This is a genomic window from Novosphingobium sp. YAF33 (assembly GCF_052113265.1).
Classification (GTDB): Bacteria; Pseudomonadota; Alphaproteobacteria; order Sphingomonadales; family Sphingomonadaceae; genus Novosphingobium.
In genome coordinates this window covers 128,509-152,831 of record NZ_JBFRCW010000011.1, presented here as the reverse complement: position 1 = coordinate 152,831, position 24,323 = coordinate 128,509, and the positions used below count along the sequence as shown (strand labels likewise).

At 66.8% G+C, this 24,323-nt stretch carries 21 protein-coding genes and 1 pseudogene; 3 read left to right on the top strand and 19 right to left on the bottom strand.

All coding sequences use genetic code 11. The features are described 5' to 3' along the window. Together AB4Z00_RS21070 and sucC are read right to left on the bottom strand one after the other, a co-directional pair. A pseudogene (locus AB4Z00_RS21070) lies at positions 1-147 on the bottom strand (electron transfer flavoprotein subunit beta/FixA family protein); the annotation flags it as partial. A gap of 319 nt (positions 148-466) precedes the next feature. Further along, positions 467-1,666, bottom strand: coding sequence for an ADP-forming succinate--CoA ligase subunit beta (sucC, locus tag AB4Z00_RS21065; protein WP_134094797.1), 1,200 nt, complete (start codon positions 1,664-1,666; stop codon positions 467-469). 179 nt (positions 1,667-1,845) lie between these two features. Here sucC and AB4Z00_RS21060 point away from each other — a divergent pair, with 179 nt between their 5' ends. Next, complete coding sequence (locus AB4Z00_RS21060) at positions 1,846-2,640, top strand: 3'(2'),5'-bisphosphate nucleotidase CysQ (RefSeq protein WP_442047080.1); 795 nt, start codon at positions 1,846-1,848, stop codon at positions 2,638-2,640. 99 nt (positions 2,641-2,739) lie between these two features. Here the strand turns inward: AB4Z00_RS21060 and AB4Z00_RS21055 are convergent, their stop codons facing one another. Then, positions 2,740-3,414 (bottom strand): OmpA family protein, encoded by a 675-nt coding sequence (locus AB4Z00_RS21055; RefSeq protein ID WP_132264374.1) that lies wholly within the window; start codon positions 3,412-3,414, stop codon positions 2,740-2,742. 221 nt (positions 3,415-3,635) lie between these two features. Between AB4Z00_RS21055 and AB4Z00_RS21050 the strand changes: the two genes are divergently transcribed. Beyond that, the gene (locus AB4Z00_RS21050) at positions 3,636-4,970 is read left to right on the top strand and encodes a hemolysin family protein (protein WP_442047079.1); all 1,335 of its coding nucleotides are present in this window, start codon (positions 3,636-3,638) and stop codon (positions 4,968-4,970) included. A gap of 99 nt (positions 4,971-5,069) precedes the next feature. Here AB4Z00_RS21050 and AB4Z00_RS21045 read toward each other — a convergent pair whose 3' ends face one another. From AB4Z00_RS21045 to AB4Z00_RS21015, 7 genes are all read right to left on the bottom strand, one after another. Next, complete coding sequence (locus AB4Z00_RS21045; protein WP_314467740.1) at positions 5,070-6,617, bottom strand: DEAD/DEAH box helicase; 1,548 nt, start codon at positions 6,615-6,617, stop codon at positions 5,070-5,072. Positions 6,618-6,919: 302 nt separating this feature from the next. Further along, a complete protein-coding gene (locus AB4Z00_RS21040) occupies positions 6,920-9,265 on the bottom strand; it encodes an acetamidase/formamidase family protein (protein WP_442047078.1) in 2,346 nt (781 codons plus the stop codon). Positions 9,266-9,389: 124 nt separating this feature from the next. Further along, positions 9,390-10,787 (bottom strand): peptidase M20, encoded by a 1,398-nt coding sequence (locus AB4Z00_RS21035; RefSeq protein ID WP_442047086.1) that lies wholly within the window; start codon positions 10,785-10,787, stop codon positions 9,390-9,392. A 29-nt stretch (positions 10,788-10,816) separates the two neighbouring features. After that, positions 10,817-12,067: an MFS transporter gene (locus tag AB4Z00_RS21030; protein WP_132264366.1), complete on the bottom strand. Its 1,251-nt coding sequence runs from the start codon at positions 12,065-12,067 to the stop codon at positions 10,817-10,819. 50 nt (positions 12,068-12,117) lie between these two features. Next, on the bottom strand, positions 12,118-12,798 hold the full coding sequence (locus tag AB4Z00_RS21025; RefSeq protein WP_442047077.1) for a cysteine hydrolase family protein: 681 nt from the start codon (positions 12,796-12,798) through the stop codon (positions 12,118-12,120). A 4-nt stretch (positions 12,799-12,802) separates the two neighbouring features. Next, a complete protein-coding gene (locus AB4Z00_RS21020) occupies positions 12,803-13,927 on the bottom strand; it encodes an LLM class flavin-dependent oxidoreductase (RefSeq protein ID WP_314467748.1) in 1,125 nt (374 codons plus the stop codon). Positions 13,928-13,998: 71 nt separating this feature from the next. Continuing rightward, the gene (locus AB4Z00_RS21015) at positions 13,999-14,955 is read right to left on the bottom strand and encodes a ribokinase (RefSeq protein ID WP_442047076.1); all 957 of its coding nucleotides are present in this window, start codon (positions 14,953-14,955) and stop codon (positions 13,999-14,001) included. A 238-nt stretch (positions 14,956-15,193) separates the two neighbouring features. On the opposite strand from AB4Z00_RS21015, the gene AB4Z00_RS21010 reads away from it, so the two are divergent. Then, positions 15,194-16,024 carry an oxidoreductase gene (locus tag AB4Z00_RS21010; RefSeq protein ID WP_442047075.1) on the top strand — a complete coding sequence of 277 codons (831 nt, stop codon included), beginning with the start codon at positions 15,194-15,196 and terminating at the stop codon, positions 16,022-16,024. 86 nt (positions 16,025-16,110) lie between these two features. Here AB4Z00_RS21010 and AB4Z00_RS21005 read toward each other — a convergent pair whose 3' ends face one another. The 9 genes from AB4Z00_RS21005 to AB4Z00_RS20965 form a co-directional block, all read right to left on the bottom strand. Further along, entirely contained in the window at positions 16,111-16,728 is a 618-nt protein-coding gene (locus AB4Z00_RS21005; protein ID WP_132264358.1) for a hypothetical protein, read from the bottom strand. A gap of 220 nt (positions 16,729-16,948) precedes the next feature. After that, positions 16,949-17,464, bottom strand: a complete 516-nt coding sequence (locus AB4Z00_RS21000; RefSeq protein WP_132264356.1) for a demethoxyubiquinone hydroxylase family protein — start codon at positions 17,462-17,464, stop codon at positions 16,949-16,951. Continuing rightward, positions 17,461-17,949 carry a disulfide bond formation protein B gene (locus tag AB4Z00_RS20995; RefSeq protein WP_442047074.1) on the bottom strand — a complete coding sequence of 163 codons (489 nt, stop codon included), beginning with the start codon at positions 17,947-17,949 and terminating at the stop codon, positions 17,461-17,463. Before AB4Z00_RS20995 ends, AB4Z00_RS21000 begins: the two co-directional genes overlap by 4 nt. A gap of 10 nt (positions 17,950-17,959) precedes the next feature. Further along, a complete protein-coding gene (locus tag AB4Z00_RS20990; RefSeq protein WP_132264353.1) occupies positions 17,960-19,354 on the bottom strand; it encodes a S41 family peptidase in 1,395 nt (464 codons plus the stop codon). A gap of 175 nt (positions 19,355-19,529) precedes the next feature. Next, complete coding sequence (locus AB4Z00_RS20985) at positions 19,530-20,777, bottom strand: murein hydrolase activator EnvC family protein (RefSeq protein WP_442047073.1); 1,248 nt, start codon at positions 20,775-20,777, stop codon at positions 19,530-19,532. 112 nt (positions 20,778-20,889) lie between these two features. Then, positions 20,890-21,315, bottom strand: coding sequence for a 23S rRNA (pseudouridine(1915)-N(3))-methyltransferase RlmH (locus tag AB4Z00_RS20980; RefSeq protein ID WP_132264349.1), 426 nt, complete (start codon positions 21,313-21,315; stop codon positions 20,890-20,892). Positions 21,316-21,496: 181 nt separating this feature from the next. Next, entirely contained in the window at positions 21,497-21,844 is a 348-nt protein-coding gene (rsfS, locus tag AB4Z00_RS20975) for a ribosome silencing factor (protein ID WP_132264347.1), read from the bottom strand. Between the two features lie 164 nt (positions 21,845-22,008). Continuing rightward, complete coding sequence (locus tag AB4Z00_RS20970) at positions 22,009-22,719, bottom strand: nicotinate-nucleotide adenylyltransferase (protein ID WP_442047072.1); 711 nt, start codon at positions 22,717-22,719, stop codon at positions 22,009-22,011. A gap of 27 nt (positions 22,720-22,746) precedes the next feature. Continuing rightward, complete coding sequence (locus tag AB4Z00_RS20965; RefSeq protein ID WP_442047071.1) at positions 22,747-24,045, bottom strand: glutamate-5-semialdehyde dehydrogenase; 1,299 nt, start codon at positions 24,043-24,045, stop codon at positions 22,747-22,749. Between the last annotated feature and the right edge of the window lie 278 nt (positions 24,046-24,323).

Below are 24,323 nucleotides of genomic sequence, written 5' to 3'. Positions count from 1 at the left end.
GATGCGGATGGCTTCTTCCACCGCGATCTCGTCGAACGGGTTCATGCTCATCTTGACGTTGGCCAGGTCAACACCCGTGCCATCCGCCTTCACGCGGGGCTTCACGTTATAGTCGATCACCCGCTTTACGGGCACGAGGATCTTCATCTGATCGGGTCCTCTCAGTTTCAGGCACGGCGTGTTTAGCCGCTCGATTAAATCCACTCAAGGCCCGCCTAATAGGCAATTGACGTAAGCGTCAAGACCTGCCGCAGCGAGATGAGCCCAGCGTGGGCTACAAAGCGCGCCATATCGCAAATCCGCGAGATTGCGCATCGCCCCGGCAGAAATCGGAGGCCCAGAATTACTATGAAGCCGAAAAGGCCGGCTTCCTGCGCGCTTCAAACGCAAACGGCGGGGGTCCGGAAACCCCCGCCGCTGCATTATCCATCACGGGATCGTGCAAGATCCAAGAAACGGGGCCCTGTCAGGCGACGTTCTTGACCTCTGCCACGATCTTCTTGGCGGCATCGCCCAGGTCGTTGGCGGGGACGATCGGCAGGCCCGAGTTGGCCAGGATGTCCTTGCCCTGCTGGACGTTGGTGCCTTCGAGGCGAACGACGAGGGGAACCGAAAGGTTCACTTCCTTCGCGGCGGCAACGATGCCGTCGGCGATGACGTCGCACTTCATGATGCCGCCGAAGATGTTGACGAGGATGCCCTTCACGTTCGGATCGCGCAGAATGATCTTGAACGCCGCGGTCACCTTTTCCTTGGTGGCGCCGCCGCCAACGTCAAGGAAGTTGGCCGGGAACGAACCATTGAGCTTGATGATGTCCATCGTCGCCATGGCGAGGCCRGCACCGTTGACCATGCAGCCGATGTCGCCATCGAGCTTGATGTAGGCCAGGTCGTACTTCGAGGCTTCGACTTCCGCCGGATCTTCCTCGGTCTCGTCGCGCAGGGCCTGCACGTCGGGGTGACGGTAGAGCGCGTTCGAATCGAAGCTCATCTTGGTGTCGAGGACGAGCAGGTTGCCGTCCTTGGTTTCGACGAGCGGGTTGATTTCGAGCATGTCGCAATCGAGCGCCACGAAGGCCTCGTAAAGCTGCTTGGCGATCTTCTGCGCCTGCTTGTTGAGGTCGCCGGTCAGCTTGAGAGCGAAAGCGACGGCACGGCCGTGGTGCGGCTGGAAGCCGGCGGCGGTGTCGATGGTGACGGTGGTGATCTTCTCGGGGGTGTTGTGAGCAACATCCTCGATGTCCATGCCGCCCTCGGTCGAGACGATCATGGCGACGCGGCTGGAAGCGCGGTCGACGACCATCGAGAGGTAATATTCGCTGGCGATGTCGACGCCGTCGGTGACGTAGAGGCGGTTCACCTGCTTGCCGGCATCACCCGTCTGCACGGTGACGAGGGTGTTGCCGAGCATTTCCTGGGCGAAGGCTTCGACTTCCTCGACCGACTTGGCAAGACGCACGCCGCCCTTGGCGTCGGCGCCGAGTTCCTTGAACTTGCCCTTGCCGCGGCCGCCGGCATGAATCTGGGCTTTCACGACATAGAGCGGTCCGGGGAGCTGCTTGGCAGCTGCAACCGCTTCCTCGACGGTGAGGGCGGCAATGCCGGCCGGAATGCCGACGCCGTACTTCGCGAGCAGTTCCTTCGCCTGGTATTCGTGAATGTTCATCGCTGAAATCGCTTTCTGCTGGAGTGTCCGAGGAAAGGAGTTGTCCAAAAGCGCGGGAGGGACCCCGAACTTGATCCCGGCCGCATAAGCACATCCCTGCGCGCTTGAAAAGTCCCGTTCCCTGCGCAATGGGATCGCGCGAGCACTCAGATCGCCCGAATAACGAGAACGACTCGCGCATGATCGATCGCGACAGACTGGAAGCCATTGTCCGTGAAGCGGGCCGGATCGCCATGGCCGGCTGGCCCGGCGACGGCCACGTCCTGGAACATTGGGAAAAAACCCCCGGCAGCCCGGTGAGCGTCGCCGACATCGAGGTGGATTCCTTCCTCAAGCGGGAATTGTCCGGCTTGCTGCCCTCGGCCGGGTGGCTCTCGGAAGAGACGGCGGATTCGCCGGCACGACAGGGGCACGAGCTTGTCTGGCTGGTGGACCCGATCGACGGGACCCGCGATTTCATCGCCGGCCGCACCGGTTGGGCGGTGTCCGTGGCGCTGGTCAATACGCGGCGCCCGCTGATCGGCTTGCTCCATGCACCGGCCCGGGCGCGCGAGGCCGGGGGCGAGTTCTGGTATGGCGAGGCCGGCAAGGGAAGCTGGCGAAACGGCGAACGCCTGCAGGCCAGCCACCGCGCAGCCCTTGCCGGTGCGCGGGTTCCGGCAAAGAAGCTGGCACCCGAGGATGCCGATCTCGTCCTGGTGGACCAGCCGAACTCCATCGCCCTGCGCATGGCCATGGTCGCGGCCGACGAGGCGGACCTCCTGACGACCCTGCGATGGGGCTACGAATGGGACATCGCCGCCGCCGGGCTGATCGCGCGCGAAGCGGGGGCCTCCGTCACTGACGCTTTCGGCAAGCCGCTCAACTACAACAAGCACGACCCTCGCGCTTTCGGGGTGATGGTAAGCTCTCCGGCGATTCACGAGGCGGCGGTGGAGCGGCTGGCGGACCGGGCGCGTCGCTACTCGGCGTAGGCTTTCAGGCCGGAGCCGGTGCCGGGCGCCCGCATGTAAAAAGGGGCCGGACCTTGCGGCCGACCCCTTCCCCGATCCCGCTTTCGCGGAAATCCCTTATCAGTGCGCGGCGGCAGCTTCGTCCTGCGTGACCGGCGTGATCTTGATTTCGACGCGGCGATTCTTGGCGCGTCCTTCCGGGGTGGTGTTGTCCGCCACGGGGTAGTTCTTGCCCATGCCCTGGGTCTGGATGCGCGAAGAGGCCACGCGGCGCATGATCAGGTAGCGTGCCACCGAATCGGCGCGGCGCTTGGACAAATCGAGGTTGTAGGTGTCGGACCCGGTCGAATCGGTGTGGCCGTAAACGTCGATCAGGCTGTCCGGATACTTCGTCATGCTCTGCGCCACGTTGTCGAGCGCGGCCTGGAACGAGGGGCTGATCTCGGTGGAATTGACCGCGAAAGTCACGTCCGGCAGGTTCACCAGGATGCCGTCTCCCTCCTGGGTGACGTCGATGCCCGAACCGGCGGTGTCTTCCTTCAGTTCCTTGATCTGCTTGTCCATCTGGTAGCCGACGACACCGCCGGCCACGCCGCCGATGCCGGCACCGACGATGCGGGCGGTCTTGCCGCCGATCACGCTGCCCAGGAGGTAGCCGAGGCCGGCGCCGCCAGCGCCGCCGATGGCCGTGCGCGACACCTTCTTCTCACCCGTGTTCGGATCGGTGACGCACGCCGAAACCGCGACAAGCGAAAGCGCGGCAAGGGCGGAGGTCATCAGGCGTGATTTCTTCATGGTCTTCCCTCCTGTTCAGAAACACTTCCAGGCACGTCTGTGTTATAGTGCACATGAATAACAGATGGCTGATCCCGGCGAAACGATCACTGTCCGCTTGGGTTCCCGCCCGCGTCGGTTCCATCGTTTCTGTCCAAGCGGTGTTTCCCGCCCGTGACGATTATGTCCAAGCGCAACACGCGCTTCGCACTTGCGGCGATTTCTGCTAGCGCTGAGGTACTGTGACACCATTTCCCTGGACCGACCTCCTCATCATCGCCGGCCTGATCCTGCTCAACGGCCTGTTTTCCATGTCCGAGCTGGCCATCGTGTCCGCACGCTCCGCGCGGCTGAAAGTCTCCGCCGACAAGGGCAGCGGCGCCGCGCGCACCGCGCTCGAACTGGCGGCGGACCCCGGCAAGTTCCTCAGCACCGTTCAGATCGGCATCACCCTGATCGGCATCATCGCCGGCGCCTATTCGGGTGCCAGCCTGGGCGGTCCGGTGGGCGAACGGCTTGCCGCGATGGGCGTTCCGGCGCGCTTCGCGGGCGAAGCTGGCTTCACCTTGGTCATCATCGCCACCACGTTCGCCAGCCTCGTCGTGGGCGAACTGGTGCCCAAGCAGCTGGCGCTGCGCATGGCCGAGCCGGTCGCCATCGTCATGGCCCGGCCCATGGCCTGGCTGGCCCGGATCATGGCGCCCTTCGTGTGGCTGCTGGACAAGTCCTCAGGCCTGATCCTGCGCCTCTTCTCGATCCGCGGCGGCGGGCAGGAACAGCTCACTGCCGAGGAACTCCAGATGATCTTCGCCGAAGCGACCCGTTCGGGCGTGATCGAAGAGGAAGAGCGCGCGATGATGACCGGCGTCATGCGCCTGGCCGAACGGCCGGTTCGCGAACTGATGACGCCGCGCAACCAGATCGACTGGATCGACGTCAACGCCAGCGAGGAAGCGCTGCGCGCCAAGATCGAATCCTCGCCGCATTCGATGCTGCCGGTGGCCGAGGAAGGATCGCCCGACAATATCATGGGTATCCTCAAGGTGCGCGAGGCCCTGGCCGCGCTCGTCGAGGGGCGCCCGGTCGCGATTGCCGCGATGATGAAGAAGGCCGAGGTCATCCCCGACCAGCTCGACGCCATGGACGCCTTGCGCAAGCTGCAGCTGGCGGAAGTGACGATGGCGGTGGTCCATGACGAATACGGCCATCTCGAAGGCCTGGTCACCACGTCCGACATGCTGGCCGCGCTTGCCGGTACATTCGTGGGCCACCAGGACGAGGGCGACGAGCCGATGGTCGTGGAGCGCGAGGACGGTTCGTTGCTCGTTTCCGGCGCGATGCCGGCCGACGCCCTGGCCGACCGCCTGGCCATGACCCTGCCCGACGACCGCGAATATGCGACCGCCGCCGGCTACATCCTGGCCGCGCTCAAGAAAGTCCCGCGCGAGGGCGAGTTCTTCGCCGACCGCGGCTGGCGCTTCGAGGTCGTCGACATGGACGGCCTGAAGATCGACAAGATACTCGTCTCCCGCATCGACGAAGATGGCGGCGCCGATGGAGTTGCCGGAGAGGCATAAGGAAAAGGGCCCCGTGCCGAAGGCAGGGGGCCCTTTTCGATGAATTGAAAGGCCGGCCCCCATGTCATCGCATGGGGGCCGGCCTTTTTCATTCGCGGATCAGCTGGCGCGGCGGACGGCACCCTTGTGCGTGCCGACGGTCTTGCCGCCACGCGGACGGAAGCTGCGCTTGCGCTCGCCTTCCTCGCCACCATGCTCGCGGCGATCGCCACGCGGTGCATCGCTGCGCGGACGATCGTCGCGGCGACGCTCGTCACCGCGGCGCTCGGTACGCTCGCCCTGGGGACGGTCGCCCTGGGGGCGGTCACCATGCGGACGATCACCATGCGGACGGTCGCGGCGGTCACCGCGCGGCTGCTGGCTGCGGTTGCCACCACGGCCACCGTCGCGGCGGCCTTCGCCCGGACGACCACGACCGTTGCCCTGCGGTGCGGCCGGAGCCTGGCGCGAGGGCGCGGGAAGGCGCGCAGCCTGCTTCTGGAAGTCCTCGGGCAGGCTGAGAGCGGCCAGCTTGACGCGGGTCAGCTTCTCGATGTCGCGGATATAGGGCTTCTCGTCCGGCGCGACGTAGCTGATCGCAACGCCATCGGCGCCGGCGCGCGCGGTGCGGCCGATGCGGTGGACGTACTGTTCGGCAACGTTCGGGATTTCGAAGTTGTAGACGTGGCTCACGCCGCTGACGTCGATGCCGCGGGCGGCGATGTCAGTGGCCACGAGCACGCGCACGGTGCCCTGGCGGAAGCCGCCGAGCGCGGCGGTGCGCTGGGCCTGGCTCTTGTTGCCATGGATGGCAGCGGCAGGAATGCCGGCCGCGACGAGATGGCGGACCACGCGGTCGGCGCCGTGCTTGGTGCGGGTGAAGACCAGTGCGCGGTCGATCGCGCCGTGCTCGGCCTTCTCGGCTGCGTCTTCGGCCAGGCCGTCACGCAGGCTGATGGTCAGCAGCGCCTGCTTTTCGGCCTGGTTGATGAAGGTGGCATATTGCTCGACGCGCTCGGCCGTGGTCGACTGCGGGGCGACTTCGACCTTCACCGGGTTGTTGATGAACTGCTTGCCCAGTTCGGCGATCGCCTGCGGCATGGTGGCCGAGAAGAACAGGCTCTGGCGCTGCTTGGGCAGAAGGTTCGCGACCCGCTTCAGCGGAACGATGAAGCCGAGGTCCATCATCTGGTCGGCTTCGTCGAGCACGAAGATCTCGACATGGCGCAGCGTCAGGGCGCGGCTGTCGATCAGGTCGAGCAGGCGGCCGGGGGTGGCGACGAGAATGTCGGTGCCGCGCTCGAGCGCACGGGCCTGCTTGCCGGCAGGCACGCCGCCGAAGATGCACTGGACCGAGAGGTTCAGGAACTTGGCATAGCCGCGCATGTTCTCGGCGATCTGGGCCGCGAGTTCGCGGGTCGGCGAGAGCACGAGCATGCGGCAGCCGGCATTGGTGCGCGGCTTGGGGTCGTTCGCCAGGCGGTGCAGCGAAGGCAGCGAGAACGCGGCGGTCTTGCCGGTGCCGGTCTGCGCGATGCCGAGGATGTCACGACCTTCGAGAAGCGCGGGAATGGCCTGGCGCTGAATCGGCGAAGGATCGGTGTAGCCCTTGGCCGCGAGCGCACGGAGGATCGGCTCGGCCAGACCAAGTTCGGAAAAATAGGACATGTGTCACTTTCACAAGGTGCGGGGCACGCGGAAGGTACTTAGCCCGCGCACACAGCAAGGTGTCGTTACGGGCGACCCTGCGTGAAGAAGGAAGCTGGTTCAAAGGGACAACCGCTCGTCCGGGCCGGTCCGCATCGGGACCTCACGCTGCTCACGGATTGCGGCAGGGAAGAACCCTACGCGCCGGTTGTCGGGGTGCATTTAGTGCATGTTTCGGGAAAACGCAAGATAATTGCTTTACTGCCTCTTCGCCGGTCCCGACCGCGGCCCCGGCCCCGCGCCGATAGCGCGGTACAGGGGCCTTAGCTGGTGAACAGCGCCTTGCGGATCACCGCGTGAACGCCGTAGTTGCCATTGACGATCTGCGACACCCCGAAGTCCACGCCGACCGACAACAGCGAGATCGCCTCGTCTTCGGTCAGCTGCTTGGCCGTCATCAGGAAACGGCGGGCCTTGCGGAAGGCGTCGCGCATGGCGGCGTCGATCGAGGATTGCTTGTAGACCTCGCTCTGCGCATCGTCGCCCAGTTCCTTCAGGTAGTTCGGGTGGCTGAAGCCCATCACCACCCACTCGGTTTCTGTCTCGATCAGCGGATAGTCGACATCCCTGAGCTGCTCCATCAGCCCCGCCGCCTTGTGATGGATCACCTGGACAAGCCCGGTCATCGAGCATTCGATGGCCGTGCCGCACAGCTCGCTGTCCCCCTGCGACGCATGGGGATCACCCAGGGACAGCAGCGCACCGGGCACCTGCACGGGCAGGAACACCCGCGCGCCCGGCCCGGTCCGCCAATTGTCGAGATTGCCGCCGAAACTGGCCGGAGGCACCGAATCGACGAGGCCGTTATAGGCAGGCGCCACCGCGATCACGCCGAAATGCGGGCGGATCGGAATCTCGACATTGCGCAGAACGTCGTAATTGCGCTCGATGGAGGCGGGATCGACCGGGACTCCAGGATAGTCATAGCGCGCATGAGTCACGCCCGAGGGGTCCACCTGCGGCGTCCAGCGATAAGAGTAGACCGCGTGCGCGGTCGGCAGGCGGCCTCCTGCGGCTTCCACTTCGTAGATCGTCACGACCTCGCGCATCTTCGGCTCGGTCAGCAGGTCGTTATAGTGGAAGCCCCAATAAGTGGCCGCGTTGGAGCCGAAGCATTTGCCGGCAAAGCGCGGATTGCCGCTGGGGCGGGGCTTGAGGTCCAGTATCCGCACTTCGACGAGATCGCCGGGCATGGCTTCCTCGATGTGGATCGGCCCGGTGCAGATGTGCACGCCGAAGCCCTCGCCCGGACCGCGGCCGACCGCGCTGGCATCCATCGGCCCTGCCCCGCGCCGGTCCACGGCCTTGCCGGTCTCGTCCCAGCGGTAGACGCTCTCTACCCCCGGATCCCCCTCCACCATGCGCTCATGATCGTCGTTGGCGTGGTGGGTCAGGGCCTCGATCGTCACGAAATCGCCCGAGCGGATGTGCAGCGCGGGTTTCAGGTCCTTGCTGAGATAGCCCCAGTGAATGGTCTCGGGCGTGGCGGGCAAGTGATGGTGGCGCGAAATGCCGGTATCGCCCAGCAGCGCCGGCCCCATCGGCGCTTCCGCCAGCCCGGCGGCCTCCTCGCCCTCTCCCGTCAGTTCCGGCTCGCTCTCCATCGTCTCGACTCGCGCGGCCCGCTCCTTGCGGCCGGGGCGACCGCGGCGCAGCAGCTCGACCGCCTCCTGCTCCTGCGGCGGCGCCTTGCGGTATTCGCGGGGCGAAATACCGTACTGCTCGCGGAAAGCGCGGGAGAACGAGGCGCTGTCGTTGAAACCCCATTCGAACAGGATGTCCGAAATCGACTTCTGGACGTGCAGCGGGCTGCGCAAGTCGAGCCGGCAGCGTTCAAGCCTGCGCACTTTCACATAGTGCCCGAAGCTGTCGTTGATCGATTCGAACAGCTTCTGGAGATAGCGCGGCGAAATCCCGTGCTCGGCGGCGACCTGCTGATAGCTCAGCTCAGGGTCGGAGAGGCGAATCTCGATGGTCTGGAAGATCCGCTCCAGCAGCGCAGCGCGCATGCCCGCGGCGCCGCCCATGGCCTTGGCGGGGGCGTTGTCGAGCAGGCCGGTGACGAGGAATTCGGGAAAGGCCAGCTCGATCGGCCGGGCCTGGTCGGTGGTGATGTCCGAGATCGTGTCCGCCAGCGAGCGCAACATGCCCGAGAACACCCGCGCCGTGCCGCTTTCCGTTGCGATCTTGCGCGGCGGCCCGCTGATCGGGGTCTTGAGCCGGGCGCTGAGTTCGCTGTGCGGCACCTGCACGATCAGGCTGCGATTGTCGCCCGAGAACGAGAGGTGCACCGGGCTGTCGCCCCGGCCGCAGATCATCTCGCCGTCGGAAAGGCGCAGTTCCTGTTCGGAATCACGCACGGTGGCGGTGCCGTCCAGCACCAGGGCCAGCCAATAAGTGGCAGGGCGATCGCGAAAGTCGATGGTCCAGGACTGGGGCGTGCCGGTGACGCGGATGAAGTCGATGCCGGTGCTGGCGCGGAACTGGATCAGTTCGCCGTAGAGGGTGGCGTCGTCCGCCTCGTCCAGCGTCAGCGAAAGCCGCTTGAGCGCAAAACGCCAGGCGTCGCGCCTTTGCTCCTTGGGATAGACATTCGTCGTTATACGCAAGCGGAAACCACCTAGAAGCGGGTGGCACCCTTCCCTGTCGGGCGACCAATTTCGGGGGCTTTGGCGACCTTTATGACAAAGGTCTATCGGCCGCCGCCCCCCTCGGCAAGAGTGCGCGAAAGAGCTATTCGAAGGGAGTCTCATTCCCGTACACGCTGGTGCCTCCCGCCGCTGCGGGCGCCTCGCCGCGGCCGCAGACGGCCAGCATGGTGAGGGCATAGACAAGCGCGCTGGAGGCCATGTCCGCCGGCGTCGGCCGCCAGCGCGGCATGCCGGTGGTGACGGCGGGCACCCGGTGCATGTTGAACACGTTGTGGTCGCGCCACATGCTGGAGAACACCGGGTGCGCCGGCTCCAGCGCCGTGCCGCGCGCCAGCCGCGTGGCGGCATCCACGGCACCGACCAGCGGCGCTACTTCGGTAGGCCGCGCCTCGAATCCGTGGCGCACGACCATGGGCTCCACGTCGAAGTCCTGCACGTCCACGCCGCGCATGGCCTCCATGATGCCGTGATAGGCATCGGCCGCCTTCTGGCGCGGGTTGAGCGAGACGTCGATGTAGAGCGCGCAGACTTCCGTGCCCGCGCCGAAGTCTATCGGCATCCCGCCGCGAACCGAGGCGATCTGGACCTTGGGGTGGATCGCGCCGCTGGCGGTTTCCATGATGGAATCGGCCTCGAACTTCAGGCCCCAGGCGTGGAGCGCCTCGATCACCGCGCCAAGGCGGTAGATCGGGTTGGGATGCGCACGGGGGTCGGCGGGAGCGTCGAGGATCGGGGAGAACACGCCCTGCCCGAAGATCCGCACGCGGTAGAGCGCATAGCCGCAGCCCTGCCAGGACAGCCCGAAGTCCGTGCCTTCCGCGGCAATGACATAGTCCGGCGCGACGCCGCCGTGGTGGAACAGGTAATGCGCGCCGATGTCCTTGCCGTTCCAGCCGATGCCGGAAAACTCCTCGATCGGCTCGGGGCCGATCTCTCCCGGGCAGGCGGTGAGCCAGGTCTTGCCGGAAAGGCCGATCCCCGCCTTCTTCAGTGCCTTGGCGGCGATCAGGAAGCAGGACATCGGGCCCCGATCGTTGCTGAGCGGGTAGCCGCGAAGTCGGCCGTCCTCGTCCAGCCAGCACTGCGTCCACTCGGGATCGGCCAGGGTGGAATCGCGGTAGCGGAACTTGTCGTGCTCGGGCAGGCCGCTGGGCGATTCGGTGTCGAGGTGAGCGGTGAACAGCAGGTTCGCCCCGCGTCCCCCTCCCCTGGCCGAGCCGCCGTACTCGCCGATCACGTTGGGACGTTCCGGCGTGGCCCCGACCTTGCGGGGGTTGAAGCCCTCTTTCGCCATCCAGGCGTGGACGAACTCGGCCGCCGCCAGTTCCTCGCGCGATCGGCTGGGGATGTTGCCAAGGGTGAGCGCCAGTTCGACCAGCTCGTAGCTGTCGATGGCGGCGGCGATGGCGGCGCGTTCCGCCTCGCTTACGGCGTAAGGCGCCTTGGCGGGATCGGCGAAAGTCGGGACGGGATCGGGCATGTCGGCCAAAGTCGGGGCTCCGTGTATGATCAGTGCGCGGCGGCGAAAAGCGGCCCATCCGCATCCGCGCCTTCCGCCTCCCGGCCGTAACGGGGGAGCAGCATGAGCAGCAGCGCCCCTGCCAGCAGCGCGGCGCCGACACCGACAAGCGCGGGGCGGTAGGAATGGCGCGCGTCGAAAACCAGGTCGAGCAGGATCGGCGTCGTCCCCTGCGCGGCGATGACCGCCGAATACATCGCGCCGATCACCGAACCGAAGTGCCTGGTGCCGAAATAGCGGGCGATGAAGTAAGGCAGCGCGCCGAACTGGCCGCCGAGGCCGATACCGAGCAGCGCCCCGCCCGCGATCAGGAGCGGCATGCCTTGCGCGGTTTCCAGCAGGACCAGGCCCACAACGGCCATGAGATACATCGGCACGGCCACGCGCGGGGTCTGGATCTTGTCCATGATCCGTCCCGTGGCGATCTGCCAGCCGGATGTGACGAGCGCGAAGACGCTGACGACCGCCGTGCCCGCCGCCACCGAGAAGCCGCGATCGGAGAGGATCGGCACGACATGGCTGAACACCGCGGTGGTGCCGCCCGCCCCGGCCGCCAGTGCCAGCAGGATCAGCCAGAACATCGGCGTCTGCGCTGCTTCGCCAAGAGTCATCCCCTCGCGAAGGCGCATGGTATCGGCCGCGCCCGAAGCGGCCCGATCGCGCAGCAGCACGAACAACAGCGGCAGAGCCACCACCAGCATGAAGGCGCTGATGCCAAGGTAGCCGGCACGCCATCCCCAGGTCTGCACCAGCACCGCCGCCATGACCGGCAGCACCACCGAGCCGATCCCGCAGCCGCCGCCCGCGCTGATGCCGAGTGCGGTGCCGCGATTCTCGTCGAACCAGTCAGCGATCACTTTCTGGAAGATCGGCGTCCCCGCCATCGCCCCGAAGGCCGCGAGCACGGTGAACGTGGCGTAGAACTGGAAGAGGCTGCCGTTGGTCAGAGCCAGCGCCGCGATGGAAAGCGCCAGCCCGAAGGTGCCGACGAGCAGCGTCGTGCGCGCGCCGGCCCGGTCGATGTGACGGCCGATCAACGGATACGTCACCGCGCCCACCAGGGCGAGGATGCCGAGGACGCCGGAGATACTCGCCCGGCTCCAGCCGAACGTCTCCGACAAGGGCACCAGGAACAGCCCGAAGACCGCGTGGACAGCCGGAGTCACGCTCACGGAATTGCCGAGCGTGCAGGCGAACAGCACGCCGCCCTTCGATCCGCGGGGGGGAGTGGTCACGGTCATGGGCGGCGGCTCCTGATTGGGATGGGGGCGGCAGGGCTCGGTGAAGCGACTCAGACCCGCCAGGCGTTCTCGACCGCGCCGGTGGTGGTCAGCAGGACGCAGTTCTTCTCCATCGCCGAGAGCGAGCTCTCGTGAAGGCCCGGCTCGTAGGCGGCGCTGGCATCGGAAACGAGGAACACGTCGTAGTCGTGGTGGAATGCCGAGCGCGCGGTCTGGTCCACGCAGCAATCGGTGGAGAGGCCGCAGATCACCAGCGTCTCGATGCCCCGCGCGCGCAGCTGCGCATCGAAGTCGGTGCCGTGGAAACCGTCGTAGAGCAGCTTGGCGATCTCGATGTCACCGGCCTCGGGGAAGATGCGGTAATAGTCCGCGCCGCCGTCCTCGGCGCGGCAGATCGCCTCTCCGCCCGGCTGGCCGCGCCGTGCCATCAGCGTCTTGAGCGCCCGCGAATCCGTTTCGGCGCTGGTGACGACGCGCATCAGCGCAACCGTGGCCCCGGCGCCGCGTGCCGCCGCCACCAGCTTCTCGCAATTGTCGATCGCCGCATCGGCGGATGAGAGGTCGACGCCGTAGCCGCCGAGCAGGCCGTGCGGCGCCGCGAAATCGACCTGGATGTCGATGACGACCAGGGCCGTCTTCGCAGGATCGATCATCGCCGCCAGTGCGGCCGGATCGACGTGCGGCAGGTCTTCGGTGCACAAGTGCGGGATCTGGGGCGGGATCGGGGCCATCGGCTCAGCCCGCCACCGGCGCGGCGACTTTGCCGGGGAAGCGTTCGCGCAGGGCCGGCAGGATCTCGGCGCCGAAGACCGGCAGCCCCTTCAGGTAGTCGTCGAAAATCAGCATGAGGCCGTCGGTGCCCGAGGCGTCGAGCAGTTCGCCGAGCTGTTCGGTCACGCTTTTCGCACTGCCGACGATCTGGGCGGACATGAACGAGCTGCGCGCCTTGCGGGTGAAGTCGTTCTCCTTGCCGATCTCGGCATCGAGGAAGCCGTAAGCGCGCATCATGCCCGCCAGCGCGCCTTCGTCCAGCCCGGCGGCATAGTGTTCGGCGCGGGCCTTGGCCGCCGCATCGCTGTCGTCGATCACCAGGGTCATCATCGAATACGTGCGGATGTTGCGGCCATATTCGGCGGCGATGATCTTGGCGCGGTCGCTGTTCCTGGCCAGTTCCGGCGCGGTGCCGCCCGACAGGAAGATCGCATCCATCTCTTCCGAGGTGAGCCGCATGCCGATCTCGGAAGACCCGGCGCAGACCAGGAATGGCCGCTGCTCCGGCTTGGGCCAGGATTCGCAATCTTCCAGAGTGAAGTAGTCACCCTTCATGGTGACAGAATCCTCGCTCCACAGCGCCTTCACCGCGCGGACCCATTCGTAGGCGAGATCGTAGCGCTGGTCGTGATTCACGTCCTCAGGCCAGGCGCCCATCTGCGCGAACTCACCCTTGTAGGAGCCGGTCACGACATTCAGCCCCGCGCGGCCGCCGCTCACCTGCTGGAGCGTCGCCATCATCTTGGCGGCGACGGCCGGATTCTGGAGCAGGGTGTGCAGCGTGGTGACGATGCGGGTCTTGCGCGTCACTTCGCTGAGCGCGGCCATGAGCACGATCGGATCGAGCGAGGAATCCCAGTGCTTCGTCTCGCCGCCATAGCCGCGAAACTTCGACATCGACATGATGAAGTCCATGCCGGCCGCCTCGGCCAGCACGGCGCACTGGCGGTTGTAGGCATAGGAGCCGTCAAGCTCGGGCTTGTTCTTCGACAGGATCCAGCCGCCGTTGGCGACCGGCAGGAACAGGCCAAGGTCCTTGCCGCCATTGTCCGAAGGAAGTCCGAAGGGCGTCATGGGAAACTGGTTCATCGCGTCCTCTTGTTGGCCTGTCGTCTGGGGGCGGGCCCCTGGATCCGGATCTGGTCCGGCACCGCTCGAAGTCAGCTTAGGGATGCCGCCGAAGGCTTCTTGATTGGCAGCGCATGTTCTGTTGCCGGCCGCCCGATCAGATCCTCCACCGCCGCGCGCATCGGCATGGCCGGTGCCGCGCCCTGGCCCAGGGTGCAGAGCGCCGCGGCCACGGTGGCATAAGGCAGGGCTTCCTCCAGGCAGCGCCCCTCGTCGAGCAAGGCCGCCAACGCGCCGCAGAAGCAGTCCCCCGCGCCGATGGTGTCTACGGGTATCACCGGTAGGGCGGGGACGTGGAGCTGCCCGTCCGCGCGCACGGCCAGCGCGCCCCCGGCGCCGAGCGTGACGATGACGGTCTGCCCCTCGCGGCAGAGCAGGCCGCGCGCGATCTCGGCGACGGCGACCATGTCGTCGTTGACCGGCGCCGCATCCAGGCCGAGGAATGCCGCCATCTCGTGCTGGTTGACGATCAGGATGTCGACATGCTCGAACAGCGCCCTGCCCTCGATCACGGCCGGGGCGGCATTCAGGATGCGGAGCGCCTTTGAACGGGCAAAGACCGGAAGCAGCGCCGAAACCGGCACTTCCAGCTGGGCCAGCAGCACGCCTTCGGCCACGGGCAGGGCATCGCGCAGACGGGCGTTGGCGCCGGGCACGACGATGATCTGGTTCTCTCCCAGCGAGTCCACGGCGATATAGGCCGTGCCCGTATCGACGCCGGGCAGCGTGGCGACGCCGCTGACATCGATGCCGTCCGCCTTGAGGCGCGAGAGCATCCAGCTGCCCGAATCGCCCTCCCCCACGGCGCCCACCATGCGGGTCTGTGCGCCCATCCGCGCCGCCGCCACCGCTTGGTTCGCGCCCTTCCCGCCGGGCAGCCGTGCCGTTGCCGTGGCCATGACCGTCTCGCCGGGCCGTGGAAGATGGTTCAGCGACGTGATGATATCGAGATTGATCGAACCGAAGATGTGAACTGCCAAAGCTGCCACCCCAACTTGCTCAGGGCGCCAAGCCGTTCCGCGCCCTTGCTTTCTTCATGGGCTGCATGGCGCCTTTGGACAGGTCAAGCGCCACCCGCCGCCGTGCGCGCTGCCGCAACAATTGCGGTTGCCAGCGCAAAGAGCGCGGATTGGCCCGGATCCTACAATGCGCTTGATCGAGGCCGCACCGGCCTGCAGCAATCCTCGCCGCAAAGCATGATCGGCGCAATCCTGAAGGACATCGAAGATGACGAAATGGCTCATCACGGGCATCGGCGGCGGCCTCGGGCGGGCCGTGGCGAAGGCGGCGCTGGCGCGTGGAGACTCGGTGGTCGGCACGACGCGCAGCGCCGGAGACGCAGCGTTCGAGGCGCTGGCACCGGGCCGCGCCCATGTCCTCTCGGTGGACCTGACCGACGATGCTTCGGTTCGCGCTGCCGTCGCCCGGGCCGAGACGCTGACCGGCGGTATCGACCGCCTGCTCAACAACGCCGGCTACGGCCTGGTCGGGGCGATCGAGGAAGTCTCCATCGACGAGGCGCGCGATCTGTTCGAAATCAATGTCTTCGGCGCGATCCGCATGATCCAGGCGGTGCTCCCCGCCATGCGGATGCGGCGAGCGGGCCATGTCGTCAACATCACTTCGGTGTCCGGCCATGCGCCCTGGGCAGGTACCGGCGTCTACGGGGCCAGCAAATATGCGCTGGAATGCGTGGGCCAGACCCTGGCGCAGGAAGTGGCCCCCTTTGGCATCCGCGTGACCAATGTCGCGCCCGGAGGGTTCCGCACCGGATTCGCGGCCTCGGGCCTCAAGGTCGCGGCGAAGGACATCGCCGATTACGAGGACGGCGCTCATTTCGCGCGCCGCAGCCTCACCGCGGGCGCCGGCGCCGAAAAGGGCGATCCCGCGCGCGGGGCCGAGGCTATCCTGGCCGCCCTCGACGCAGCGGAGCCCCCGCTCCATCTGTTCCTGGGCGAAGACGCGCTGCACTACGCCCGCGACCAGATCGCATTCGTGGGACAGCAGATGGACGCTTGGGAAACGCTTTCGCTTTCCACCGCGTTCGAGCCGGCCTGAAGGCAGAGCGGCAATCGTCAGCCGCTCATGCCGGATGAGAGATCCGGGGTCCGGGGGAGCTTACCTCGCCCCGCCCCGGCCTGTCGTCACTTCCGGGATTTCGGCTGCGGCAGGGCTACGTCGGTGGCATCTGCCTTGGCGTCGGCGTCGGCCTGCTGGCGGCGCTGCTGGTCGAAATAGGCCTTTTCGGCTTCCTCGACGCGCTTCTGCTGGGCGGCGGCATCTTCATCGATGGTGGAAAGGCGCTTTTCGCGCTCGGCCTCGATCAGCTTGCTGAACTGCACTTCCGAGCCGTTCTTCCTTTCGGAATAGGCCTGGTTGATCAGCTTCTGGGTGCAACCCGAAGCGCCGCCCGCGCCGACCGGCGAGCAGCTCATGTTGCCGAACGCGCCGACCGTCTCATAAGCCTGCACTTTATTGCTCCAGGCTTCCGACTGCGGCCGATCGATGCCGCGCAGCGGCTCGGGAATGCGGAAGCGCTCCGCTTCGGCCTTGCGCGCGCAGACGGTGATCTCGTTGCCGGAGGAGGCGGGGCAAGGGTCTTCGCCGTAGACGATGAGCTGGTTCACCTTCTCGTCGCCCGAACCCAGATCGTCCGTGGCAACCTGGGGCGCCTGCGCCAAGGCGGGCATCGCGCCCATGGTCAGCCCGCAGGCGGCGCCGAAAGTGGCCAGGGCTGCGGCGGTCGTCAGGAGGCGCGTCATGGAATTGCTCCAGCTTTGGTCGATGGCTTCGCGGTGCCACAAGATGGCCGCGGCAGCCTTGAACGGTATCCTGGAGCAATTCCGATCCGAATGCATCGGATCCACTGCACCAGGCTCCTGGTTTGTCACGTTTTCCGAGTCATCAGGTGATTCCACCTGATTGGAGAACGCTCTAAGGTAACATGCCGCCCTTCTTGGTCGACAGTATAACGTGCGGATTTCAGATTCTTTCCGAGAGCTTGATCGCCACCCGGCAACCAAGACGGATCGCGTTGAACAGCAGGGGATAGGCCGGTGCCTTTTCCGCGCCTGCCGCCAGCGCGGCATCGCGGTGTTCGCGTTCCTCGTCCCGGAACTTGCGGATCACGTCGCCCAGTTCGGGATCCTCGTCACCCAGGTCTTCGATCTGCTCGCTGTAGTGGCGGTCGATCTCGGTTTCGATCGCGGCGGTGCAGGCCATGGCCGCTTCCGGCCCGATCAGCGCCGTCGCGGCGCCCAGCGCATAGCCGGCCGCCGACCAGACGGGCTGAAGCAAGGTAGGCCGCACGCCCCGCTCGGCGATCATCGCGTCGAACCGCGCCTGATGCTCGGCCTCCTGCTCGGCCATGCCGGCGATCTCGGTGGAGTGCGGCGCGCGCGCGCCCATCACCGCCAACTGGCCCGCGTAAATGCGCGTCGCGCCGAATTCACCGGCCTGATCGACCCGAATCATCCGCGCGGCCTTCGATGACGTCATGACGGAACCTTGCGGCTGCGGGCGACGAGGCCGAACACGGCCAGCGCACCCAGGGTGGAAATGAGGAAGTTGAAGCCCGCCAGCGAAATGCCGCCCAGGGTCCAGGGCGCGACGTCGCAGCGGATCACCGGCGCATTGAGGATCGCGTCCATCGGGTCCACCCCGGCCGCGAAAGACGTGGAAGTGCAGGCGGTCATGCCCTGCCACCAGCCATATTCCACGCCGGCATGGTAGCCGCCGATCAGGCCCGAAGTCAGGATGCCCACTGCGGCCACCGCCACCAGCGGACGGACCGGACGCCAGAAGAACGCCAGCGCCGCGAAGACGATGGCGAACATGTGCGGATAGCGCTGCCACCAGCACATCTCGCAAGGATGAAGTCCGAAGACATACTGGCTGACATAGGCCCCGCCCAGCAGGACCACGGGTACGGCCAGCGCAAGCGCGCGGGCGGCGCGCAAGGGAGCGGCAACGGCAACGGTCATGACGACGGCCTCAGTCCTTCTGCGCGGTCTTGGGCACGGGCGGAACCGTGGCGGGCGGCGCGGTATAGCGGGCGAGCGCCGGCTTGCCCGCGGTGCGGCGCAGCGTGTCGATGGCGTAAGTCAGCTGGAAGTCGTCGATACCCTGCTTTTTCAGCTCTTCGGCAGAGGCCTTGAAGCGCGGATCGTCCGCCTTGTCGGTCTCCAGTTCCTTGTCGTCCAGCGAGGCCTCGTTGATGAGGTGGCCGCGAAGGTCGGATTCGCGCACCGCCCGTTCGGCCCGCAAACGCGCATCCGGGTCGGACAGCTGCGGCACCTTGATGTCGGGCAGGATGCCGCCCTCCTGAACCGAATGGCCCGAAGGCGTGAAGTAGCGCGCGGTGGTGAGCTTCACGGCGCTGTTCTTATCCAGCTGGATGAACGACTGGACAGAGCCCTTGCCGAACGTACGCTCGCCCATGACGACGGCACGATGCTGGTCCTGGAGCGCGCCGGCGACGATCTCGGAAGCCGAAGCCGAACCCGCGTCGACCAGCACCACGATCGGCATGCCCTTCACGGCATCGCCCTTGAACATCGTTTCCGCGCGGTAATACTGATTCTCGCTGGCGATGCGGCCGCGCTGCGACACGATCACGCCCTTGTCGAGGAACAGGTCGGACAGCGCCACGGCCTCGTCCAGCGAACCGCCGGGGTTGGAGCGCAAGTCGAGCACCAGGCCATCGAGCTTGGTGCCCTTGGTCGCGGCCTGCTTCTTGAGATCGGCAATGCCCTTGTTCACGAAGTTGCCGACATCGCGCGAGAACTCGTTCACCGAGATCACGCCCACGTCGTCCTTCAGTTCCCACGTCACCGGTTCCAGTTCGATCACGCCGCGCGTCACGGTGACGTCGAAAGGCTTGTCGCGGCCGGGACGGTAGATCGTCAGGCGGATCGAGGTGCCGGCCTGGCCGCGCATCTTCGACACTGCCTCGTCCAGGTCGCGCTCGTAATAGAGCACGCCGTCGAGATGAGTGATGTAATCGCCCGCCTTGAGCCCGGCCTTTTCCGCGGGGCTGCCCTTGAACGGCGAGACGATCTTCACGGCGCCGTCGTCCTCGACCACCGAAAGGCCGAGTCCGGTGTAATTGCCGTCGATCATCGTCTCCAGCCGCTGCAGCGAGGGGCCGTCGAGGTAGTTGGAGTGCGGGTCGAGACTGGCCAGCATGCCGTCGATCGCGCCCTTGATGAGCTTGTCGTCGTCAACCTGATCTACGTAGTTCGCCTTGACCAGTTCGTAGATCGTGAAAAGCTTGCTGAATTCTGGATTCACGCGGCTGTCCACCGCGGCAAGACCGGACGTCGCCGCAGGAAGGACGGCAACGGCCGACACCAGCAGGGCAGCGCGCATCAGGGGTGCGAATTTCATCGGGCTTAGGGGCCTTTTCGTGGGTCACGCCGGCCGGGGGCCGGGGAATTCCTGACTGTAATCCTACAGGACCGCGCGCACAATTGCCAAGAACGCGCAAACCTGTCGCGAGGCTAGAGGATCGAGAATGAACGCGGCAGAAATGGAGAGGCTGCCGCGCGCCGCGAAGGAACGTTCATAGCGAACGGATGTATTGTAGAGGATTCACCGCTTCGCCCTGCCGGCGCAGTTCGACCATGACGCGCGGATCGCGCGGCCCCGTCGTGCCGATGGGCGCCCCGGCCACCACCTGGCGGCCCACGTCCGCGTCGAGCCGCGTCAGCCCCGTGATCAGCGAGGTCCATCCGCCGCGATGCTCGATGATGACGATCTGCCCATAGCCGCGATAGGGACCGGCAAATGCGATGCGCCCGGCGGCCGGCGCCACCACTTGGGCGCTGGCCCGTGTCGCCAGCGAAAGTCCGCGCGAGGGCGCCTGTCCCGGCAGGACTTCCCCGAAACCTGTCACCAGCCGCCCCGTCACCGGCAGCATGTAGCTGGCCAGCCCTTCGGGAACGGGCACGAATTGCGACGCCTCGATCACCCGCGTTTCTTCCGGTCGCAAGGGGCGCATCGTCGGGCCGGGCAGCGCCGCGAGCTGTTCGCGCAGCGCGCCCTGCTCGCCCATCCGGTCCACCAGGTCGCCGAGATCGCGGGCCTTCTCCGCCAGGGCCAGCGCCCGTTCGCCCTCGCGCGCGGCAATGCCGCTGGCCTCGCGCCCGGCAAGGCGCTGGCGGGATTCCAGAATGGCCAGGGCCTTGCGCCGCTGGCGCATCTCGCCCTCCATTTCCGCAAGCTGCCGTCCGGCCGCCCGCGCCTGCTGTTCCAGTGCGCGGCCCCGTTCGATCTCGCTGCGCAGCCCACGGGTGCGGCGCTCGACTTCCGGCAGCATGGTATCGAGCAAGGCGCGCAGATAGACCGCGTCGCGCACCGAACCCGGCCGCAGCACGGCCAGGAGCGGCGGACGGCGCGACAGGCGCTGGAGCGAACCTGTCAGCCGCGCCAGCGGGGCCTGTTTTTCCGCCAGACGCTCGCGCAAGTCGATGCGCTCGATGGCGATGAGCCGGACCTGGGCGCGCTGCGCAGCGATTCCCGCTTCGGTTTCCTGGATGCGCGCGGCGACAGCGGCGGTTTCCCGCGCGGTCCGTTCGGCCTGCTCAGTAACATCGCGGGCCCGGGCTTCCAGCTTTTCCGCGCGGCGGCGCGCCGCATCGCCCTCTTTTCGGGCGACGAGCATCTCGCGCTGGGCCTGGGTCGCGTCCACCGCCGGGTCGAGCACGGCCAGCGCCCCGGACTGGGTCAGCCCCTGTCCGGCAAGCACGGCCATTCCGACTGCCAGGGCAGCGGAGGCAGTGACGATGAAAGTGCGTGGTCCCGGCTTCACGCGGGGATGATTAGGGCAGCGCGAGTCCCGCGGAAAGAGGAAACCTTGCGCTTTCCTGGGCGATATTCAGCCTGCGAAGACCGAAACCGATGGCCGCCGCCGCGCCTCTCGCTCAGCCCGAACGGTGGTACGGATGCCCCGCCAGAATCGCGGTCGCGCGCCAGAGCTGTTCGGCCAGCATCGCGCGGGCCATCAGATGAGGCCAGGTCATCTTGCCGAAGCACAGCAGGTGATCGGCCTGGGCGCGGGCCTCGTCACCGTGACCGTCGGCCGCGCCGATCAGAAAGCGGCATTCGCGCACGCCTTCATCCCGCCAGCGCCCGAGCAGCGCTGCGAATTCCTCCGAACTCATCACTTTGCCGCGCTCGTCCAGCAGGACCTCGCGGAAGGGGGTCTGCACCGGCGGCGGCACTTTACCGCCCACGTCCGGCAACTCGCTATGCCGGAAGGGCCAGGTGAGCCGCTTGGCATAGCGATCGAGCAGTTCCGCCTCCGGCGAACGCGCGATCTTGCCGCGGGCGATGATATGCAGAAGCATGGGTGCCCAATCTCAGGCGCAAAAACGCGAAATGCGGCAACCACGGGCGCAGCCTGGGCGGCGCGCCGCGAGGTTCAGCCGGATCCCGGCCGCACTCAGCGGCCGGGTGATCCCAGTCCGTTCCAATCGGAACCCGGGGCCGTTACCGCCTGAGCCCATGAAGGCTCAAGCCGCATTCGGCTCAGGCCGCGCCCGACGGTCCGTCGAAGCCCCACATCCGTTCAAGGTTGTAGAAGCTGCGCACTTCCGGACGGAAGAGGTGAACGATCACGCCACCTGCGTCGACCAGAACCCAGTCGGCTGCCGGCAGACCCTCGATGCGGGAATGACCGAAGCCACCCTGCTTGAGGCGTTCGCCGAGTTTCTGGGCCATGGCCGCCACCTGGCGGGTCGAACGGCCCGAAGCGATCACCATGAATTCGGCGATCGTCGACTTGCCGGCGAGGTCGATGGTCACGATGTCCTGCGCCTGGTCGTCATCCAGGGACTGCAGGACGAGGGCCAATTGCGGGTCGTCTGACTCGACCATGGCCGGGGGCGTTGCGCCGGTTGAAGCCGGCTGTATCTGTGCCTGTGGCATCTTAAGTAGGGTCTGCTCCTTTCAGCGACCGACCGGGCCGGGCATGAAATGCCCGGCCGCACTCGATCTGATCATTGGATTTCCGGCATGCGAACGAGAGGCATCAAGCCTGCTCACGCTGCATCTCCGGGTATCGGGCGGTGGGTGACATCGTCTCTGAGCGAATCGATGCCCCAATGTTCCACGGTATCGGAGCCTGCCTGCGGAAGCCTGTTCATCAGCTTCCGGGCCCACTCCGGATCAGCCCGGCGTAGAACCGTGGCCGACCGCGTATCGGGGTCGAATCGCAATGTCACCAGCGCGGGTGCGCTCCACCTTTCCGGACCACGAAGACTAGGACGGGGCCTCCGGAACCTCCCCAACCAGACCATCGCGGGGCTCGCGAAGGCATCCCCATCATACCCCGGACGCGCGATAACCGCAATCGGCATGAGTCTCGCGATGGCGCGCCAGTCTTTCCACTGATGGAACTGGGCCAGATTGTCCGCTCCCATGAGCCAGACGAAGCGGCGTTTCGGGTAGCGCCGGACCAGCTTTTTCAGCGTATCGACGGTGTAGCGCGTACCCAGTTCACGCTCGATCGCCGTCACCCGGATCGGCGCACGGCGGGCCTGCCGGCGGGCCGAAAGCACCCGCGCGGCCAGCGGCGCCATCCCGGCCCTGGGCTTCAGCGGATTGCCGGGCGAGACCAGCCACCAGACCTCGTCGAGTCCCAGCGCCTCTGCCGCGAACAGGCTGATGCGCCGGTGCCCGCCATGGGCCGGATTGAAACTGCCGCCAAGCAGGCCGGTGATCGGGCCGAGGCGGGTCCTGCGGTCAGCCATGCAAGGGAATCGCGGTGCGCGGAACGGTCAGGGCCGTTCCTGCCCGGTGCCGCGGACCAGCCACTTGTACGTCGTGAGTCCCTCCAGCGCGACCGGGCCGCGCGCATGGAGCCGGCCGGTGGCGATGCCGATCTCGGCGCCAAGGCCGAATTCGCCGCCGTCGGCGAACTGGCTGGAGGCGTTGACCATCACGATGGCGCTGTCCACTTCGGCCAGGAAGCGCTCGGCCGCGGCCGGATCGGCAGCGACGATGGCATCGGTGTGGTGCGAGGAATGCGCGGCGATATGGTCCATCGCCGGGTCCAGCCCGTCCACCACCGCCACCGAGAGCACGGCATCGAGATATTCGGTGTCCCAGTCCTCGTCACCGACAGGCAGAACCCGCGGGTCCAGCGCCTGTGCGCGGGCATCGCCGCGCAGTTCGCAGCCCGCATCCGCCAGCGCGCGCACCACTTCGGCAGAACCGGGGAACTGCGTATCGAGCAGCAGCGTCTCCATCGAACCGCAGATGCCGGTGCGGCGCAGCTTGGCGTTGACGGCAATGCCGCGCGCCATTTCCGGGTCGGCGGAGGCGTGGACATAAGTGTGGCAGATACCGTCCAGGTGGGCGAGCACCGGCACGCGCGCATCGGCCTGGACCCGCGCCACCAGGCTCTTGCCGCCGCGGGGCACGATCATGTCGATCAGGCCTGCTGCAGTCAGCATGGCGCCCACCACGGCGCGGTCCTGCGTGGGTACGAGCTGGACTGCCGCGGCGGGAACGCCCGCCTGCTCCAGGCCCGAGACCATCGCTGCCAGAATCGCGCGGTTGGAATGCAAGGCCTCGCTGCCGCCGCGCAGCAGCACGGCATTGCCCGAGCGCAGGCAAAGCGCCGCCGCATCGGCGGTGACGTTGGGGCGGCTTTCGTAGATGATACCGATCAGCCCGATCGGAATGCGCACGCGCGACAGCTTGAGGCCATTGGGGCGCGCGCTTTCGGAGATGATCTCGCCCACCGGATCGGGCAGGCCGGCCACTTGCTCGACCGCAGCGGCCATGGCGGCAAGGCGACCGGCATCGAGGCGCAGGCGATCGAGCATGGCGCCCGTCAACCCCTTGGCCTCTCCCGCTGCCACGTCCCGCGCATTGGCCTCCAGGATGGCTGGCTCCGCGGCCCGCAGCGCATCGGCGGCGGCGCGCAGGGCATCGGCCTTCTGCGCATCGGTGAGCCGGGCCAGCAGGCGCTGCGCGGCGCGGCCCTCGGTGGCCAGGCGGGCTACAAGCGCCTCAGGCGTCTCATCGACAGGAGCCTGTTTCTCGGCGACGGGAGTGGTCTGCAGGTTCATGGCCAGCGGCCTAGCACCGTTGGAAGGGGCTGTCACCGACCGGACATGGTCCGAGAGCCGATCCTGCGCGATCCCGACAATGCGATTGAAAAACCGAAGTTTTTCGACGAATCACCCGAAACGGGAGATGAACGGCCCAGCCCGCAATCGAAACGGGTTCCTCCGTTTATCGCAAGCACAGTTCGACTCAGCGGGATTCCGCAAAGACTCACGGCAAGTCGATTCGCCTTGCCGCCCGCCCCCTGCTAGCTCGCCGGCCCGGGTTCAAGCCAAAAATT